23 protein-coding genes are annotated in these 17,630 nt (G+C 54.1%); 9 read left to right on the forward strand and 14 right to left on the reverse strand.

What is annotated here, in order from left to right; genetic code table 11:
• Nucleotides 1-130 precede the first annotated feature (130 nt).
• On the forward strand, nt 131-1,897 hold the full coding sequence (locus tag I6L34_RS18935; protein WP_216955155.1) for a terminase ATPase subunit family protein: 1,767 nt from the start codon (nt 131-133) through the stop codon (nt 1,895-1,897).
• Nucleotides 1,897-2,901 (forward strand): phage portal protein, encoded by a 1,005-nt coding sequence (locus I6L34_RS18940; protein WP_216955156.1) that lies wholly within the window; start codon nt 1,897-1,899, stop codon nt 2,899-2,901. The genes I6L34_RS18935 and I6L34_RS18940 overlap by 1 nt, the downstream gene beginning before the upstream one ends.
• 496 nt (nt 2,902-3,397) lie before the next feature.
• Here I6L34_RS18940 and I6L34_RS18945 read toward each other — a convergent pair whose 3' ends face one another.
• The 3 genes from I6L34_RS18945 to I6L34_RS18955 all read right to left on the reverse strand — a co-directional run bounded on the left by I6L34_RS18945 (nt 3,398) and on the right by I6L34_RS18955 (nt 5,236).
• Nucleotides 3,398-4,528, reverse strand: coding sequence for a hypothetical protein (locus tag I6L34_RS18945; protein ID WP_216955157.1), 1,131 nt, complete (start codon nt 4,526-4,528; stop codon nt 3,398-3,400).
• A 98-nt stretch (nt 4,529-4,626) separates the two neighbouring features.
• Nucleotides 4,627-4,899: a P22AR C-terminal domain-containing protein gene (locus I6L34_RS18950; RefSeq protein WP_254202891.1), complete on the reverse strand. Its 273-nt coding sequence runs from the start codon at nt 4,897-4,899 to the stop codon at nt 4,627-4,629.
• A gap of 52 nt (nt 4,900-4,951) precedes the next feature.
• Nucleotides 4,952-5,236: a hypothetical protein gene (locus I6L34_RS18955; protein WP_216955158.1), complete on the reverse strand. Its 285-nt coding sequence runs from the start codon at nt 5,234-5,236 to the stop codon at nt 4,952-4,954.
• A gap of 232 nt (nt 5,237-5,468) precedes the next feature.
• Here I6L34_RS18955 and umuD point away from each other — a divergent pair, with 232 nt between their 5' ends.
• The 3 genes from umuD to I6L34_RS18970 all read left to right on the forward strand — a co-directional run bounded on the left by umuD (nt 5,469) and on the right by I6L34_RS18970 (nt 7,905).
• Nucleotides 5,469-5,891, forward strand: a complete 423-nt coding sequence (umuD, locus tag I6L34_RS18960) for a translesion error-prone DNA polymerase V autoproteolytic subunit (RefSeq protein ID WP_216955159.1) — start codon at nt 5,469-5,471, stop codon at nt 5,889-5,891.
• Nucleotides 5,888-7,165, forward strand: coding sequence for a translesion error-prone DNA polymerase V subunit UmuC (gene umuC, locus I6L34_RS18965; RefSeq protein ID WP_216955160.1), 1,278 nt, complete (start codon nt 5,888-5,890; stop codon nt 7,163-7,165). Before umuD ends, umuC begins: the two co-directional genes overlap by 4 nt.
• Nucleotides 7,166-7,287: 122 nt before the next feature.
• A complete protein-coding gene (locus I6L34_RS18970) occupies nt 7,288-7,905 on the forward strand; it encodes a hypothetical protein (protein WP_216955161.1) in 618 nt (205 codons plus the stop codon).
• 257 nt (nt 7,906-8,162) lie between these two features.
• Here the strand turns inward: I6L34_RS18970 and I6L34_RS18975 are convergent, their stop codons facing one another.
• The 11 genes from I6L34_RS18975 to I6L34_RS19030 all read right to left on the reverse strand — a co-directional run bounded on the left by I6L34_RS18975 (nt 8,163) and on the right by I6L34_RS19030 (nt 13,558).
• Nucleotides 8,163-10,430: a replication endonuclease gene (locus tag I6L34_RS18975; protein WP_216955162.1), complete on the reverse strand. Its 2,268-nt coding sequence runs from the start codon at nt 10,428-10,430 to the stop codon at nt 8,163-8,165.
• Nucleotides 10,427-10,684: a hypothetical protein gene (locus I6L34_RS18980; protein WP_216955163.1), complete on the reverse strand. Its 258-nt coding sequence runs from the start codon at nt 10,682-10,684 to the stop codon at nt 10,427-10,429. Before I6L34_RS18980 ends, I6L34_RS18975 begins: the two co-directional genes overlap by 4 nt.
• Nucleotides 10,681-11,130 (reverse strand): hypothetical protein, encoded by a 450-nt coding sequence (locus tag I6L34_RS21910; protein ID WP_254202893.1) that lies wholly within the window; start codon nt 11,128-11,130, stop codon nt 10,681-10,683. The genes I6L34_RS18980 and I6L34_RS21910 overlap by 4 nt, the downstream gene beginning before the upstream one ends.
• On the reverse strand, nt 11,127-11,324 hold the full coding sequence (locus tag I6L34_RS18995) for a hypothetical protein (RefSeq protein WP_216955164.1): 198 nt from the start codon (nt 11,322-11,324) through the stop codon (nt 11,127-11,129). Before I6L34_RS18995 ends, I6L34_RS21910 begins: the two co-directional genes overlap by 4 nt.
• Nucleotides 11,321-11,581 (reverse strand): DNA-binding transcriptional regulator, encoded by a 261-nt coding sequence (locus I6L34_RS19000; protein WP_216955165.1) that lies wholly within the window; start codon nt 11,579-11,581, stop codon nt 11,321-11,323. The genes I6L34_RS18995 and I6L34_RS19000 overlap by 4 nt, the downstream gene beginning before the upstream one ends.
• A gap of 2 nt (nt 11,582-11,583) precedes the next feature.
• Nucleotides 11,584-11,772, reverse strand: a complete 189-nt coding sequence (locus I6L34_RS19005) for a hypothetical protein (RefSeq protein ID WP_005352007.1) — start codon at nt 11,770-11,772, stop codon at nt 11,584-11,586.
• A gap of 65 nt (nt 11,773-11,837) precedes the next feature.
• Nucleotides 11,838-12,290: a hypothetical protein gene (locus I6L34_RS19010; protein ID WP_216955166.1), complete on the reverse strand. Its 453-nt coding sequence runs from the start codon at nt 12,288-12,290 to the stop codon at nt 11,838-11,840.
• A 49-nt stretch (nt 12,291-12,339) separates the two neighbouring features.
• Nucleotides 12,340-12,564 (reverse strand): ogr/Delta-like zinc finger family protein, encoded by a 225-nt coding sequence (locus I6L34_RS19015; RefSeq protein WP_005351998.1) that lies wholly within the window; start codon nt 12,562-12,564, stop codon nt 12,340-12,342.
• Nucleotides 12,565-12,572: 8 nt separating this feature from the next.
• Nucleotides 12,573-13,082, reverse strand: coding sequence for a phage regulatory CII family protein (locus I6L34_RS19020; RefSeq protein WP_216955167.1), 510 nt, complete (start codon nt 13,080-13,082; stop codon nt 12,573-12,575).
• The gene (locus tag I6L34_RS19025) at nt 13,075-13,344 is read right to left on the reverse strand and encodes a regulator (protein WP_216955168.1); all 270 of its coding nucleotides are present in this window, start codon (nt 13,342-13,344) and stop codon (nt 13,075-13,077) included. Before I6L34_RS19025 ends, I6L34_RS19020 begins: the two co-directional genes overlap by 8 nt.
• A 25-nt stretch (nt 13,345-13,369) precedes the next feature.
• Nucleotides 13,370-13,558 (reverse strand): Cro/CI family transcriptional regulator, encoded by a 189-nt coding sequence (locus I6L34_RS19030; protein ID WP_216955169.1) that lies wholly within the window; start codon nt 13,556-13,558, stop codon nt 13,370-13,372.
• 124 nt (nt 13,559-13,682) lie between these two features.
• On the opposite strand from I6L34_RS19030, the gene I6L34_RS19035 reads away from it, so the two are divergent.
• The 4 genes from I6L34_RS19035 to I6L34_RS19050 all read left to right on the forward strand — a co-directional run bounded on the left by I6L34_RS19035 (nt 13,683) and on the right by I6L34_RS19050 (nt 17,511).
• Nucleotides 13,683-14,378: a LexA family transcriptional regulator gene (locus I6L34_RS19035; protein ID WP_139460780.1), complete on the forward strand. Its 696-nt coding sequence runs from the start codon at nt 13,683-13,685 to the stop codon at nt 14,376-14,378.
• Nucleotides 14,379-14,483: 105 nt separating this feature from the next.
• Entirely contained in the window at nt 14,484-15,344 is an 861-nt protein-coding gene (locus I6L34_RS19040) for a DUF4393 domain-containing protein (RefSeq protein ID WP_216955170.1), read from the forward strand.
• Between the two features lie 123 nt (nt 15,345-15,467).
• Nucleotides 15,468-16,415 carry a hypothetical protein gene (locus I6L34_RS19045; protein WP_216955171.1) on the forward strand — a complete coding sequence of 316 codons (948 nt, stop codon included), beginning with the start codon at nt 15,468-15,470 and terminating at the stop codon, nt 16,413-16,415.
• Nucleotides 16,416-16,467: 52 nt separating this feature from the next.
• Nucleotides 16,468-17,511, forward strand: coding sequence for a site-specific integrase (locus I6L34_RS19050; protein WP_216955172.1), 1,044 nt, complete (start codon nt 16,468-16,470; stop codon nt 17,509-17,511).
• Nucleotides 17,512-17,630: the final 119 nt, after the last annotated feature.

The following is a 17,630-nucleotide window of genomic DNA, read 5'->3' on the forward strand; positions in this document are numbered from 1 at the left end:
AATTGGGTAGTGATGTCGCGGTTATGGTCTGGGTGAGCGGCGGGATCGTGCAATCCGGGGCCAGTGTGTGATGGCGCTACACACTGGCAGTGGGGCGTTTGGGGTGGTAGCGGCTGGGTAGACTGGCGCCATGACAACAGCACCCATCATCTTTCCCCATCTCGACCCCAGACGGCAGGCCATGTACCTGTTCTTTCAGGGGTACCCGCTGCGCGCCATTGCCGAGTTGCTGCAAACGCCGGAGGGTACCGTCTCGACCTGGAAGAAACGCGACGGCTGGGAGGACATCAAACCGATAGACCGGGTGGATAGCGCCATCGAGGCGCGCATGATCCAGTTGGTGATGAAGGAGACCAAGAGCGGCGGCGACTTCAAGGAGATTGATCTGCTGGGTCGCCAGCTTGAGCGTATCGCCCGGGTCAACAAGTACAGCAACGGCGGCAACGAGGCCGACCTCAACCCCAAGGTGGCCAACCGCAACAAGGGGCCGAAGAAGGCCCCCGAGCGCAATGTGGTGGAGCCCGAGCAGCAAGAGCGGTTAATCGAGCGGTTCGAGTCGACCATGTTCGGTTACCAGCGCACCTGGTACGAAGCTGGCAAGCTGCACCGGATCCGCGACCTGCTCAAGTCGCGCCAGATTGGGGCAACCTATTTCTTTGCCTTCGAGGCGTTCATCGACGCCCTGGTCACCGGGCGCAACCAGATTTTCCTGTCTGCCAGCAAGGCGCAGGCTCATGTGTTCAAGCAGTACATCATCCAGTTTGCCAAGGATGAAGGGGTTGAGCTCAAGGGCGACCCCATGGTGCTGCCGAACGGGGCGCACCTTTACTTCCTCGGTACCAATGCCCGCACCGCCCAGAGCTATCACGGCAATATCTACATGGACGAGTATTTCTGGATCCACGGCTTTCTGGAGTTCCGCAAGGTGGCCTCCGGCATGGCGATGCACAAGAAGTGGCGCCAGACCTACATCTCCACCCCTTCCAGCCTTTCTCATCCCGCTTATGGATTCTGGTCTGGCGCCAACTTTAACCGCGGTAAGGCCAAGGCCGACCGGGTCGAGATTGACCTGAGCCACGCCAACCTGTCTGCCGGCAAGTTGTGTGCCGATGGGCAATGGCGGCAGATCGTCACGGTGGAGGATGCGGTGCGCGGCGGTTGCAACCTGTTCGACCTGGATCAGCTGCGCAGTGAGTATTCCGAGGATGAATACCGCAACCTGCTGATGTGCGAGTTCATGGATGACACCGAGAGTCTGTTTCCGCTGGCGACGCTGCAGCGCTGCATGGTCGACAGCTGGCTGGTGTGGGAGGACTACAAGCCCCACACCTTGCGGCCGCTGGCCAACCGAGCTGTGTGGATCGGCTATGACCCGGCCAAGGGGGGCAAAGGTGACAGCGCCGGCTGCGCGGTGCTGGCCCCGCCATTGGTGCCGGGCGGCAAGTTTCGGGTGTTGGAGCGCCACCGCTGGCAGGGGATGGACTTTGACGCCCAGGCCAAATCCATTCGCGCCATCTGCGATCGCTACAACGTCGCCTATATCGGCATCGATACCACCGGGATCGGGGAGGGGGTCTATCAGCTGGTGAAGCAGTTTTATCCGGCGGTGACCGCCATCCAGTACAACCCCAACGTGAAGATGCGGATGGTGATGAAGGCGCAGGATGTGATGAACAAGGGGCGGCTGGAGTTCGACAGCGGTTGGACCGACTTGGCCCAGGCGTTTATGAGCATCCGCCGCGCAGTGACCCAAAGCGGCAAGCTGCCCACCTTCGAGGCCAGCAGATCTGATGAGACCAGCCACGCCGATATTGCCTGGGCAACCATGCAAGCTCTGTTACACGAGCCCCTTGAGGGGCAGACCGGCACCAATTCCGGCTTTATGGAGATTTACTGATGAGTGAGCAGATCAACTCGCCTGCCGGTGTGCAGGCGTTTACGTTTGGCGAGGCTATCCCGGTGTTGTCCCAGCGGGAGGTGTTCGATTACCTCGAGTCGATGCACAATGGCCGCTGGTATGAGCATCCCCTGAGCCTGCACGGGTTGGCGCGGGTCTATCGGGCGGCAGTGCATCACGCCTCTGCCATCCAGGTGAAGCGCAATATCTTGCGCGGCTGTTTTATCCCTCATCCGAAACTGAGCCTGGCCACCTTCACCGGACTGGTGATGGACTACGAGATCTTCGGCAACGCTCACCTGCAGCGGGTGCGCAACCGGCTGGGTGGCACGTTGCGCTATGACCAGATGCCGGCCAAGTACACTCGCCGCTCCCTCGACCTGGATCGCTATTGGTGGGTGCCAAGGCCTGGGGATGAGGTGGAGTTGCCCGTCGGTGATGTGGGGCATGTGATGGAGGCGGACGTTAACCAGGAGATTTACGGCATCCCTGACTACGTGGCCAGCCTGAACTCGGCGCTGCTCAACGAGTCGGCCACCCTGTTTCGCCGTCGCTACTACGAGAACGGCAGCCATGCGGGGTTCATCCTGCACATCAGCGATGCCTTGCAGAACGAGGGCGACATCACCGCGCTCAAGACGGCGCTACAAAACAGCAAGGGGCCGGGCAACTTTCGTAACCTGCTGCTCTACACCCCGGGTGGCAAGGCGGATTCGGTGAAGCTGATCCCGGTGGCCGAGATTGCGGCCAAGGATGACTTCCTGTCTATCAAGGGGGTGAGCCGGGATGACCAGCTGGCGGCCCATCGGGTACCGCCGCAACTGATGGGGGTGGTACCGAACAATACGGGCGGGTTTGGGGATGTGACCAAGGCGGCCCAGGTGTTTGACGTCAACGAGATCGACAGCATGAAGGCGAACTTTGCGCAGTTCAACGAGTGGGCAGGGGAGGAGATAATCCGATTCACCTCCTATCGACTGTCAGATTTGACAGTGCAAAGCTGAAAACCTTGGCTATCTTCAAATTGGAATTCCTCCAAATTCCTCCATGATTTAATTCAAAGCCCCCTATCCAGGGGGCTTTGTTTTGGCTGAGCTCCCATCCAGCCAGGGCTCACCAGTCGCGCTACAGGCCACCCTCGGCCAACCCTTCGCCCATCACACTCCCGAGATCCTTCACGCGCACCTGCGAGCATGAGCTGAGCCTCGAAAGGTCCCTCAACACCCAGCGCGCGCAATCGGGACCCCGCCTCGCCTGCCCGCTTTATGTGTGGAAAATCATGCAAGTGAACGAGGGGGGGAAGGGAACGGCTCCCCGCGCCAGCGCTGGCCGCGCGGGGGATAGCGGATCCTTTTTGCGATCCTTCACTATCCGTCAGAACCGTTCATTTTCTTGCAGAACATTGTGATCATAAGATCCAACGATATACCCCACCTAAACAAGAAAATTATCCTCTACATTTTGGAAAAATTTTGGTTGAGGATGCAATTATAATTAGCATTAGTCATCAGTATTTTGTGCTAGTGCTTTATTTACCATCAATTCTTGTTTGAATTTATATAGGCTGTCTTTGTATTCATTTTTGCGTCGTAAGAAGTTAATAAACGCCTCTATGACTAAAAGCCTTTCATCTAACGCAATTAGATTTTCATTTTCTTGCCTTAGGAAGCCTCTATTTATTAGTTCGGTTTTTATATCTTGTTCTATCTCAACGATGCTTTTGCCTTTTGTTTCGCTTGAAATAAAATAGTCTATATGTATTTTTTTATTTGGCTTTTTGATCGTTTCATACGCATATTTTAATGAACTCCTATGCCCGTTTATATATAGGTCAAAGAAGTAGTCATCACTTTCTGCTAATTTCTCCCCATCAAACTCTTTAAATGTTTTGACTAGCGCCTTTCTTCTTGATTTATCTTTTAGTTCATCAAGGCTAGATGCTAATGCTATCATTGCACCCAATAAAAGAATAAATATAGTCCCATATGTTGTTGTTCTTATTATGTTTTTTAGGAGGCCGCCTCCAAATGTCGAGCTGAAAAAAGATCTTTCATCTACAGGATTTTCTCCTGACACTACATTAATAGTACGAACTCCCGCTATTTTTCCTATACTTTGTATTTCAGGGGTAGTACCAACGGGGTGTAGAACTAGAACTTTTATTTCAAAGTATTCATTGCTTTCAAGTATGACATTTGAAAATAAAATTGAGTTTTTGGTTTGAGTTATCAATAATTTATCTTCAAGATATTTGTTGCTGGCTGACACTAATGACGGCTTTTCTGCAACATCACCATTAATTATGTTGAATCCAAGAGGGTCGGTTGGGTCGTAAAGGCTAGGGATAACTGCGCTATCACCAGTGTTAATTACCTTGAATGTAATGATTCTAAGGTCTTTTTTTTCTTTGCTTAGGCTTCCACCTTGATATAAAACATCAAGGTTTCCTACTTCTTCTTTGATATCAAGAACGCTTGAGTTTGTAGTTATTACATAGCTAATGTTTGGTGTGTTGTTTTTATAAAATCCTAGATATATGGATAACAATCCAAAAACAATGGCCAAAATAAAGCCAAAGAATGACCATGAAAATTTTTGATCCATACTTTTTAACGTGCTCATTATCGTCATATCAAACCTTGAGTTTTAAATTAGTGCTTCTTGATTGTTGTTGATCATATCTTTCCGACGGAATCTGGTCACGCACTGCGGTGCGTGACCGGTCACAATTACCAACTTTTTGCTGTTGGCAGGCGGGGGAGCAGCCTGTTCCAGTCGCGGTTGCCGTGGGTGGTGGGCTGAACATGGCGGGTCTTGTCGGCCAAGATGCGCTGGGCGGCGGCCAGGGTCATCGGGTATTCATGAATGATGGAGTAGTAGGTGCCGGCTTCGCGGTGTTCGGCGACATCCAGCAGGGGATAGATTGCCTTGGCGGCGATCATCATCTGGTCGGCGGCGCGCCAAAACCAAGCCAGCGAATGCAGCTCATCGTTGTGAAGCATAACTATTTTTCCATGGCAGCCAGTGAGGACTCTGACTGCCATGGCCATTCATTTACGCACCACAAGTCTTGCTAACATTTGCTGATACTAGAGTTGGTGTGCCAAAAAGCTCCATTTCGTCAGCTTCTTTGTTGTGTGAGTCACACAATGGAATGATGTACCAGGACTGGTCTGTAGTGCTGTCCTTCCTGACGTGGGCTCCGACTGTAGCCACTGACATACATCCCTTCTCAACACAAAGTCCAGCTTTTGTTTCGCTATATTTTTCCCAATGCTTCAACCAACTACCACATTTACATATGTTATCTGAAGTTCCCTTAATATTTTTTACTTTCATTGTTACACCTTGCTAGTTACGGCTTACTGGGGATTCATCCAGCTTGGAGAGACTCATAATTATCTTGCCTATCTTTTGTTTCAACTAGTTTGGCTACGTCTATTGGAAAGTTTGATCTCTCGCACATAGGCAGCACGATAGCAAAGTGGGTGGAGCCAAACGCCGAACGGTGATCCGATTTCTGCGCCTTGCTATACTGTTTATCTATACAGTGCATTTCGAGATTGCCAGCATGTTTGCTCAACCCACCCCAGATGCTCCCTTGTTGGAGTTGCCCCTGTTCCTCTCCCCTGTGGCCTGCGGCTTTCCATCGCCGGCGCAGGACTACACCGAGCAGACCATCGACCTCAACCAGCTGTGCGTGGCCCACCCGGCGGCCACCTACTTCGTGCGGGCGGCCGGCGACAGCATGGTCTACCACGGGATCCGCGATGGCGACCTGCTGGTCGTCGACCGCAGCCGCAAGGCCAGGCACGGCAGCGTGGTGGTCGCCGCTGTCGATGGCGAGTTCACGGTGAAGAAGCTGCAGCTTGTACCGACAGTGGCTTTGCTCCCTGGTAACTCAGCCTATCAGCCTATCCATTTCAACGATGGGCAGGAGCTGGAGATTTTCGGAGTGGTGGCCTTTGTCGTACACAAGATGGATACCCCATGAACAAGCGCTGCGCCGTCGCCCTGGTCGATGTGAACAATTTCTACGCCAGTTGCGAGCGGCTGTTCCGCCCCGACTTGAAGGTGCGGCCCATCGTGGTGCTCTCTAACAACGACGGCTGCGTAGTGGCCCGCTCGGCAGAGGCCAAGGCGCTCGGCATCAAGATGGGGGTACCGTACTTCCAGATCTGTCAGTTCTTCGAGGCCATGGGCGGGGTATGGTTCTCCAGCAACTACGCCCTCTATGGCGACATGTCGAACCGGGTGATGACCATTCTGGAAGGAATGGCCCCGGCGGTAGAGGTCTACAGCATCGACGAGGCCTTTATCGAACTGAGCGAGTCCTGGGCGGGCGACTTGGTGGCCTATGGCCGCCAGATTCGCGAACGGGTGCAGCAGTGGACGGGGCTGACCGTGGGGGTCGGCATCGGCCCCACCAAGACGCTCGCCAAGCTCGCCAACTACGCCGCCAAGAAGTGGCCCGCCACCGGCGGCGTGGTCGATCTGCGGGATGAAGGGCGGCGCGCCCGGCTGATGGCGATCACCCCGGTGGATGAGATATGGTGCATTGGCCGGCGGCTCACCGCCAAGCTGGAAGCGCAGGGCATCAAGACCGTGGTCGAGCTGGTCGCCGCTGACCCCAAGGCCCTGCGTCGCCGCTATGGCGTGGTGATCGAGCGCACGGTGCAGGAGCTGCGAGGCATTCCCTGCGCCGAGCTGGAGCAAGAGGCCCAGGCCAAGCAGCAAATTATCTGTTCGCGTTCCTTCGGCGAGCGCATCACCCAGATAGACCCCATGCACCAGGCGTTGGCCGGCTACATGGAGCGGGCCGCCGAGAAGCTGCGGGGGGAGGGGATGTGCTGCCGGCACGTGACCCTGTTCATTCGCACCAGCCCATTCAGCGACCGGGAGCCCTATTACGGCAACCAGGTGAGCACCAAGCTGGCCATGCCCACCCATGACACTCGGGCGCTGCTGGCCCTGATCCCCGGGCTGCTCCCCCGCATCTGGCGCGATGAGCAGCGATACCAGAAAGGGGGCGTCATGCTGGCCGACTTCACCCCCACCAACATGCAGCAGGGCGACCTGTTCGCCGACCAGCAGCAATCCCCGCGCAGCGAAGCGCTGATGCAGGTCATCGACAAGATCAACCGAGGAAGACTGGGAAAGGTCTACTTCGCGGCCCGCGGCCGAGATACCCGAGAGTGGATGATGAAGCGGGAGCAGTTAAGCCCCCGTTATACCACCGCGCTCGGCGAGCTACCGGTGGTGAAGTGAGCGGAATGACAATGAAATGGGTTGTATCAAAAACATGTCGTGGGACAAAAATAAAATGTGGTACATCATCGGGACAGATGCTATTGTGTGTGACACAGCAAAAATGTTTCACAAGGTGTTTTATGAAATGTAATAAAGATGCTTCAATCCGGGTTCGAATCGATAGTGATGTTGAGGCTAAGCTGAAGACGTTGTGTGAGTTTGATAACACAAACCCTAGCGTTGTAATAAGACGTTTAGTCGATGCTTATGTGAATCTCCACCCGCAAAGGAATTCTATGCTCAACATAACTTTCAAAATTACGAAACTGCCAGAAGAGAACCCTCATTCATGGTATATGTTTATAATCGAAGCGACACTGCAAAGTAATATTGTGGGTTATGACTTGGATTCTGTAGAAATTCCTTTTCTACTTCCAGAGTTTTTTGATGATATGCGTGAGCCATTCAGGGTAGACTCAGTTTATTACCATCGAATGTCTTTCCCCAATTGTATTGGTGAAAAGGGGCGTTTTATTGGTGCGAAAATGGTTGGTTGTAAATGGAAGGGAGCTATTTACGTATATAAGGACTCCCTGCTAGAGACTCCAGAAGTGTACGAGGACATGGTGAAAGATGCGCTTGACAATAAAATTAAGTTTGGTGTGAGCCAATATATAAGGCATCAATGTTATACGGATCTAGAAATTAATGTGGCAGAAGAGATTTTTGAGTCGGATTTAGATGTTGAGCATTATTAATTAACCTAGTTATGTATTTATCTTTTTCAGCTCGGGGTTAGATAAGGCTCTACCCCCGAGAATTCTGATGAATAGAGTCTTCAGTTGGTCTGAAATCAGAATTTTCCGCTAAAACTATGACCGATATAACCTTTTGTTTACCTAGTACAACACTACTCACAGACTGACTACGTTGGCTGATCAATCCTGTTGCAGGATACAGGTTACCTGATTATCCAGGTGGCGGTACTCTTCGCTGCTGATAATCCGCGTGATATTCAGGCTAACTCCTCGCTATAGTCTTCCTGTTCCTGCATCCACTCTGGGGTGTCCAGCCCCTCTAACACACGCCACATTTCTGACTGATAGGGCTCGTGCAGCATCTCGATCCAGCTGTGCGTGCCAGCATGGCCCTGCGCCTGGTAAACCTTGCCGCACAGTTCAACCAGCATCGGCCAATCCTCATCCCCCTCCGGTACCGCGTATTCATCAGGTTGGTCCTGTTCGGCAAGCTGTAGTCCCTCCAGCTGCCAATCCGGCTCGCTTGGGAGCGATCTGCACGACTGCACCTGCCCGTTCTCCAGCCAGAGGGTGAAACCATCGGCCCTGACATTGGCACCAGCCCGCATACGTTCAATGGAGAAGGGTGATAACCCCCATTGTTCCCTCATGATCTGGTCTGCGAAGGCCTCAGGATCCGGCCGCGTACAGTTATTGTCAGAGCTCCAAGGTGCCGGGCTGTCGCCCGTCTTAACCCCAACCCCCCTCGCTGCAGCCTCGGCGGCTTTCCTGGCTTCATGGGTACCGGCAGGCACAATTTCCCACCCTTGCAGGCGGGTTTTGATGCCAAGGCGAGCGGAGGTAATGCCCATCAGGCGTTTGATGTCTTCGCCATAGCTGTTGGCCTGCTCCTCGATGAGGTGGGCCAGCTTGATGGGGTGTTCGGCACGGGTCGCCAGTGCGCCACCCATGGCGTGCAGGTAGCAGCGAAAGATGCCGTTATCAGCGGCAAATCGGGCTGCCTCAAAGCGCGGGTCTTGCAGCACTGGCTTGGGTGGGCCCACCAGATCGGCATTTTTCTTGGCGTTGCTGATGCGGCGCAGCTCGCGCCATACCCCGACCGGGGCGCCTCCGATCTGCTGGAAGGTGCGAATGCCCCACCAACTGGCCCAGGCCACGGCATGCTGGGCAGCTTCATTTGCGGTGGTGCCAGCCTCTTCGTCGTCGTCCAGGTAGGCGCCGTCGATGTTCTTGGCAATGTATTTGGCGATATAGCCTGCGGCATCACCTTTAGTTGGATCGATTTCCTCCCAGTCAAAGCGGGGAGTAAAGTCGGTAAAGGGTGGGGCGCCCTTGATATTCCGTACCAGCTCGTCGTGGTCATCGGTCAGGGCATAGCGTCGTAGGATCCCGATCACCCGGTTGCGATCTTCCGGGCGCATAAATAGCAGCAGGTGCCAGTGCGGGGTGCCGTCGTGGTGGGCCTCGCACACGCGAAATCCATAGACGGGCGCGTTCCACCGTTTGAGGGCTGCCCTAGCTCGGCTCCATAGTTTGGCCAGATAGGCGCAGGTCTCCCGCGGCGTGGCCCCTTGATATCGCTTGTTCTCTACCGCTTTGCCATTGTGCTTTTGTGCCCAGGCATGAAAGCGGCTCGGCGCTGTCCAGGTGAAGAACACCCCCACATGCCCCAATTCCTTGGCATAGTCACTGAAGCCCCGTGCCCGCACCATCATTTCGTTGCGGCGGTTCACCGGGTTGGCGTTGCTGGCCTCCCAGCAATCCTTCATCGACACGACCAGGTCATATTGCTCGTTGATCACTTCCGACTCGGCCAGCCAGCGCATCATGGCCCGCTTGCGTTCGCGCACCACCTTCATGGTGGCGTTTGATACAAAAGCCGACACCCCCTTGCGTACCTTGCCGAGCAGAATGTTGATATGCTCTTGTAGCCTGTCCCAGCAGCGGTTGATGCGCTTCTCCCACCATTTGGCAGAGAGCAGGCGCACCAGCACGCTCAGGATCCAGTTATCCCGCACCTCGTCGGATTTGAACTTCGGCAGCTCGCCGATAAACCCCCACAGGTCTGCAGGCTGGCGCATCAGCTCCCAGGTCAGCAGCAGATCCGGCTCGGCGCCCTCTTTGATGTCCTGTTCGATGTGCTTGTAAATGGCTGCAGTCTGGTTGGCGAACTGGTGGGCAATCTGTTTGCGGCCGGTGTCATCGCGCATCTGTTTTGGATCGACTGGGATGGTCTGGAGCTGCATCCGCACCCACTTGGTTTGCTCCCTCAACCAGATGTTGGCGGAGCGGCAATGGGTAAAGCTGCAATCCTTGCGGCGGCGGATGTACTGCTTGAACAGGTTCTTGGTCAACTCGGTGGAGAGCCCATCGAGCAGTTGCATGGCCCAGATCAGATCGTACTGGCCGCGGTCACCAGCAAAAGCGGCGTCAAAGTTGACGCCGGGCAGAGAGTTGCAAAGGGTATCGATGCGCTGCCGCAGTGTTCTTTTCGACAGCGGCAGGCGTTTGGTCTTGCTGGTCATGCAGAGAGATAACCGGATAGCTGTTTGATGCGGAACTGGCAGCCACGAACGCTGATTTGGGCATGCTCTTTCAATCGGCGAGCGGCCGCACATTGGCGCAGCAACTGCTTGATGCTGGCGTGGGGGCGGGCAGGTAGCCGGCGCGCATGGGCCAGCTCCCGTTGATAAAGACGCAACCGCGCTGCGTCCTCCCGATAGGTCTCTTGCCAGCGATACATCTGGCTGGTCAGTTCCTGCTGCAGGTGATGGGTCACTTGATCACCTCACCTTGCCCATGCAGTGGCGCGCACTCCTGCCACCACTCGCCGATCTCTTTGGCTAGCGCGGTTTCGCCCTGACCCAGTGCCAGCCAATAGACAGAGCGCACCGCACCGAGTGCCAGCAGCTCCCGGGGTATATTCCGATCACCTCTGGCCTCACCGCCGGCGGCGATAAATTCGGCGCGGGCTGCAAGCCAGTGGGTGGTCAGCTGGTTGTGAGCGGGGAGTGATGCCGCCTCTTCATCATATTCGTCGCCGTCATCATCGAGCTGGTCAGCCGGGTTGCTGGTTGCAACCAACTGCAGTTGGATGTACTGCTGGCCGGAGTAAACCCCGCCAAGAGCGATGCGGTTATCTTCGGCATTGGCGGCAAACATATCGGCCAGCAGCCCTTCGACCACCTTGGGCGCCTGGCGGGCAATCTTGATGATGTCGCTCATTGGCAGGCCCTCCGGTTGATGCTGACAAACAGCTGGTGCCAGAGCAGGGCGCGCTGTGCCTGGGCCACAAGGGATTTCCCCTCAGTGCCACGATACTGATGTGAGTGCCGTGCTTTGGCCGTGAGGCGTTGGCGCAGGCGCGGCAACTCGGTCAGCGCCTCCTGCTCGGATATGGGATGGAAGATTTTGCTCATGCCTGCACCTCCGGTGTGGCGATGCCGTTCAGCAGCCAGTCGACATGGCGCTTCAGTTCCGGGTGGTTGGCGATCAGCAGGAACAGGCCACCACCGATCTCGCGGTATCCCAGCTCGTAGTTCTTGAGCGTGGTGGGCGGAATGCCGAGCAGGGCAGCAAACTTGGGACGGCTTAGCCTCAACTGTTCCCGCAACTGACGCAGGCGTTTGGCGGCATGGTGGTTGAGCAGATTGATTTGGGTTGGCTGTGCGGTCATGGTCAGGCTCCTTGTTGAGGTGTGCAGGGGTTGATGCAGCTGAACAGAGAAGCCCAAGCCAGGGCGGTGGAACGCTCGAGCAGCGCCACACCGTCCGGGTGTTGGCTCAGACGGGCGCCATAGCGGCCCGTCAGCTTGCGTTGCTGGATGCGAAGGTTGCGCAGTGCGCAGGGGATCGCTAAAGTTGCCATGTCGACTTCCTCATGCGTTGTTGATAAAGGCCCGCTTGGAGTTGCAGCTCCGTTAAGCGGGCTTTTTAGTGCCCGATTGCTCTCGGGCCTGCTTGGCCAATCTGGCCAGCGACATTCACCGCATGATCCAGTTGCTGGCGTTTGGCCTGTTCTCTCTTCTTCCGCTCGGCCAGTTCTGCCGGCATCACCTTCACCGATGGGTGCCACACCTTGGGATCACACCCGCTGTGAAACAGCGACTGATAATCCAGCGCAATCACCGCAAGGCGGATCGCTTCACGCTGCTGATAGGGCAGGGCAGAGAGGGTCGCCATCATCAGCGAATCCCACGGCTGGCGGGCGATGGTGCAAATGGCGACGCGCTTGGTCTTGGGCGCATTAAGCCAATCACCGTCGAGGTTTGAACCCGCCCGATTGAGGTGCTCACGCAACAGCGCAATGCCGGCGGTATTCATCAGCACCTGCTCCTCGGCGGTCAGACCGGAGATGTTGCGGGGCTCTGGCTGGGTGTGTTGCATGCTGGTTTCTCCTTCACCTGTGCGCAGAATTTGGCGGCCAGTGAGGGGGTCACTGGGCCACCTCTTTCACCCTGCGCGGGACAATGGGCAGCACAATGGCCGGATTGGGCATGGCACTAGGGCTGATGGTTGCGATGATTTCGAACCCCGCCTTGAAGGTGTGGCCGCAATCCACATTGCTGCATTGGTAAGTGGCGATGCCGCAAAGCGGGCTCATCCGGATGGATGTGCGAGTGCTGGCGCGTGCACCACAGTGGGGGCAAATCAGTCTCATGGGTTCTCCTAAGCCCCGGCCGCCATGCGCGCCATATCCAGCGCACAAGACAGAGAGGGAATGGCTTGGTATTTGTGCTCGATCTCGGTGATCAGCAGGGCGAGGTTGCCCATGGCCGCTGTCGCCGCACCGACCAGCGCATTGCGCTGCCCCTTGGTGACACGACCGCTCTCCACCACCGTCAGCGCCTGCGCGCCGAGTCCGGCCACCTTGGCCGTGGTGTCAATCACCTGATGGGCCAGGCTCGGGCCCTTCTCCCGCTCGGGGATGGCCACGGCCGTCAGGCCACAGCAGAACAGGGCGCCATCGAAGAGGGTTTCATCGCCCTCACTCGCCTGGGTGATGGCAATCAGCTCGACCACGGTCAGTTCGTGGGGCTGGTCGGGGTTTAACTTGTTGCGCAGGGTCTGCGGGTTAATGCCTGCTTTGTCGGCAAGTTCGGCCACGTTGTGGTTCGCCGCAAAGCGCTGGCAGGCACTGACCCAGTGATGATGTTTGCTGCAAGTTTGCTCAAACATGGCTTTCATTCCTCTGCTTGCGCGACACTCTAGGGCGGCGGACAGGTGCCGGTGCAGGTTCCAGACCCGGCTGATTCATGGCCTGCTGGGTGTAGAGCACCAGGTTGATCAGCACTTTTTCAGAGCGGCCTTGCTTGGGCATGATGGGAATGCGCCCGGCACGCACGTAGTTTTCCACCGTGCGCTGGGTTAAACCGGTCCGTTCGGAGAAGCTCTCGACCGTGCAAACCGGGGTATCGATATGGATGGGGGCGATAATCATGGATGGTTGCCTCCTGCGAGTTCAGTTACGCGCAACCTTGCGCGGTATGGTGCAGATCGGCTTTCAACTTGCCGCCGGTAAGCACTTCGATTTGGTAGGAGCGCAGCTCTGGGACTTTCTCTTTCCATTGAGAGATCGCCTGTGTTTTTACGCCCAATGCCTTTGCTAATGGGGCTATTCCCCCAAAGTGAGCTACTGCGTCTGCTGTTTTCATGGTCGATAGCACCTTGGTTAACTAACTTACGAAACTTACTTTACGATCATGGAAAGCTCGGGCGCAAGTTAATTTACCCAAAAAGTAAATCTAATTACGTAACTTGGGGTGTAATCTCTCTTACATGAACGTAAGCGAACGCATTAAGACCCGGCGATCAGCCTGTGGGTTTACACAAGATCAGTTAGCTGCCCGAGTTGGTGTAACTCGGGTGGCTGTCAGTCATTGGGAGAGGGGAGGCGCAGAGCCAAAAGGGCGTTATCTCAATGATTTAGCCGAAGCCCTTGGCGTGACAGTGGATTGGTTGTTGACGGGAAATGGCACGGGTTCCGAAGTGTCACCCACTCAACCAATACCAGGGTTCCACAACGTCGAATCGGCGGTGATACCCCAGGGTAAGCGGATCCCTGTAATCAGCTATGTCCAGGCGGGGAACTGGCGTGAGATGTGCGAGCAGGCCACTACCTTCGATGGCAATGTTGAGTATGTGATGGCCAGTGTCGATATTGGGACCTGTGGCTTTGGCCTCTGGCTACGTGGCGATTCCATGTTGCCGCAGTTCAAAGAAGGGGACTTGATCATCGTTGACCCTGACGAAGCGCCACAACCTGGGGATTACGTCGTGGCCAAGAACGGCAGCAACGAGGCCACTTTCAAAAAGTACCGGCCCCGTGGCATCGACGAGAACGGGCAAGAGGTGTTTGAACTGGTCCCTCTCAACGACGATTACCCCACCATGCACTCTGATCGACAACACATCCAGATCATCGGCGTGATGGTAGAGCACCGAATATTTAGAAAAAGGCAAACAGGGCGCTAATGCGCCCTTTTGTTGTTGCCCTGGTCAACAAATAGCCTCATTAGGGCGAAAATTTCTGAATAGCTGGCTAGCTAGGATGGCAAGAACATTTTAGGGAGATAGAGGATGTCTGATGAAAACAAGATTCGTGACGCTGCTGATGCAATAAAAGGCATTGTCGAGGCTGTACCTGTATATCAGGACGCTGTGCAACCGGCCGCGAAGGAGATTGGAACTGCTCTACAGACAGTTGCAAAGACGATCCATATCGCCCTTGCACCAGTCAGCGCTCTGGTCTGGGGATATGACAAACTCACAGGTTTTCTATCGACTCGTGTTGCAGAGAAGCTGAAGCATGTGCCGCCTGATTGTATCGCGACCCCTAAGCCAAATGTGGCTGGGCCTGCATTGGAAGCCCTGAGATATACCGGTCACGAAGAGTCTCTCAGGGAGATGTATGCAAATTTGTTAGCCGCGTCCATGGATACTCGAACAGCTAAAGGAGCTCATCCCGCTTTTGTAGAGATCATCAAGCAATTGACACCAGACGAAGCGCGCCTGTTAAAACTCATGTCTGTCTCCAGACCGTTACCGCTTATTAATGTGCGCCGAGAGTTCAAATCTCCAACCGCAACGGAGAGAGGTAGCAGTGAACTGATGGCCAATTTTTCACTTTTAGGTTGGGAAGCTGGCTGCGAGCACCCTGAACAAACCCCAACTTATCTCAATAATCTTTGTCGACTGGGTCTATCAGAGATTCCAGTAATGTATGAATACACGGCTCCGAATGTTTATGATGAAGTCGAAAGCCATCCAATAGTTCAAGCTATCAAGGCTGCTTTCGAGTCGAATGCAAAGTATCGAATAGATATCTTAAGGGGTGGACTTCGAATTACAGCTCTTGGTCGATTATTTTGCGATACCTGTGTTGTGTCGCATGATGACAAGGAGTTAACTGTGGCAAGTAGCCACATGGCTCACGATTAGAAAAGCTGAAGGCAAACGCGTAGATGCCTATATCATTGGCTATGTGATGTTGGCAGGAAAAAGCCCTTACTCGAATAGAGATTTTAATTGTAGTTAACTAATGCAATGGTGGCCTGATAGCATATGGTAAAAAAAGAAGAGACTATTACAGATAATAGTATAGGCAAATTTAATGACACGGCTGAATCTTTTCAGAAATTAAAGTGTGGTCTGATAATGCCTATTTCAAAAAGCCAAGGGTTAGATCCTGAACACTGGCTTAATGTAAAAGCAATAATTTGTGAGGCATTGGCTGATACTGACTTTGAGGTGCGCTTGGTCAGTGAGTCAGATGATGTTGGCGTGATTCATAAATCAATAGTTCAGAATATATACAAAAACGATATAGTTATTTGTGACGTCAGCACCCACAATGCAAATGTGATGTTTGAACTTGGTCTGCGCTTGGCTTTTGATAAACCTACTGTAATCATTAAAGATGATGAAACGCCATTTTCCTTTGATACGCAAGTAATTGAACACATTGTTTATAAAAGAAGTCTTCATTATGTTGATATAGTTTCTTTTAAAAAGAAACTAAAAGATAAGGTATTGGCAACCCTTTCACTGTCTCAGCAGCCGGGTTTTTCGACATTTTTGGGACACTTTACGATTAACCATGTCTCAAAGATCGAGGAGAAAACCGTAAGCGTGACTGATGCGTTAGTTGAGCGAATTGATCAAATGCAAAGCACTATCAATATGGTGGCAAGGCAACAGGCAAAGCAAAGTAATTATATAGTGGAATCACCTACCGAAGCATTTGGCAAGCGACCGTTACCTGAGGGTGAGTGGATATTCAAGCGGAATGTTAGAGATTATTTATGCACTATGGCAAACGCTGCTGATATGGATGGGGTAACATTTGCTGATTATCTTCTTAATATGACTGATGATGAAACTGACTCTTTTGTGAAAAGAATATATTCAGCGGTGCTAAGTAATACTAAAAAAAATGGATTGCCCCCCCCTCCAAGTATTGTTAAGAAGGAAATAAAAGAATTCATAGACTCTGCAAAAGTAAATGCTTAGAAAAGCTAGCTTATTCTAGGCTAAGTAGTTTAGTCCACTGGCTGAGGATAACATGACGGTCCGTAAACTAGAGGATGGGAAGCCGCTTCTATGGCTTGTCGAAGTCTATCCTCAAGGCCGCGAAGGCCCCCGCAAGCGAAAGCGCTTCGCCACCAAGGGTGAGGCACTTGCGTTCGAGCGTTTTGTGCTGGACCCGGATAAGGGCAAGCCTTGGCTGGAAGGACAGGAGGAACCGACTGATGGCCGACGACTCTCCGATCTGGTCGAACTCTGGTTTGGTCGCCATGGACAAAGCCTGCGTGATGGAGAGGCTCGTAAGTCCAAGTTGCTGACGGTCTGCCAGTCCCTCGGAGACCCGCTGGCTGTGAACTTCACCGCTCGCGATTTTGCTGCCTACCGTGAAGCTCGTCTCTCGGGTGATATCACCGACCGACGCGCCATCAACCAGGAGAAGCAGGGCGTCACTCCCAATACCGTTAACCGCGAACATGCCTACCTGCGTGCGGTCTTCAACGAACTGAAAAGGCTAGGAGAGTGGCAGGGAGAAAACCCTCTTGATGGTTTGCGAGCCTACAAGGTGGCCGAGGCCGAGCTGGCCTTCCTCTATCCCGACGAACTCAAGCGCCTGTTGGCCGCCTGCGCCGAGAGCCCAAACCCCGACCTGTTGTTGGTGGTGAAGCTGTGCCTGGCCACCGGTGCCCGTTGGTCGGAGGTGGAGGAGCTGACCCAGTCCCAGGTATCCCCCAATCGCATCACTTTCACCCGTACCAAGAGCAAGAAAAGCCGCAGCGTGCCCATCAGCCCCGAGCTCTATGCCCAGTTGCCCAGAAAGCGCGGCCGCCTGTTCGGTGACTGTTATCGAGCCTTCGAGATGGTGGTCGAACGTGCAGGGTTGGAACTGCCACCCGGGCAGAATACCCACGTTCTGCGCCATACCTTCGCCAGCCACTTTATGATGAACGGCGGCAACATCCTGGTGCTGCAGAAAATCCTGGGTCACTCCACAATCACCATGACCATGCGCTATGCCCACTTTGCTCCCGATCATTTGGAAGATGCAGTGAGGTTAAACCCGCTGGCTAGGCTTATTTGGTAAGTGAAATTTTGTCTGATAAGACTGATTATTAGAGTGATCTAAAAGTACGAAAAAAAGTTGGTGTGCTACTTGAGTTATAGTTCAATCGACTCCATGTAATGGGTTCTTGGCAGTTTTCT

It is taken from the genome of Aeromonas sp. FDAARGOS 1404 (genome assembly GCF_019047085.1).
Lineage (GTDB): Bacteria > Pseudomonadota > Gammaproteobacteria > Enterobacterales > Aeromonadaceae > Aeromonas > Aeromonas veronii.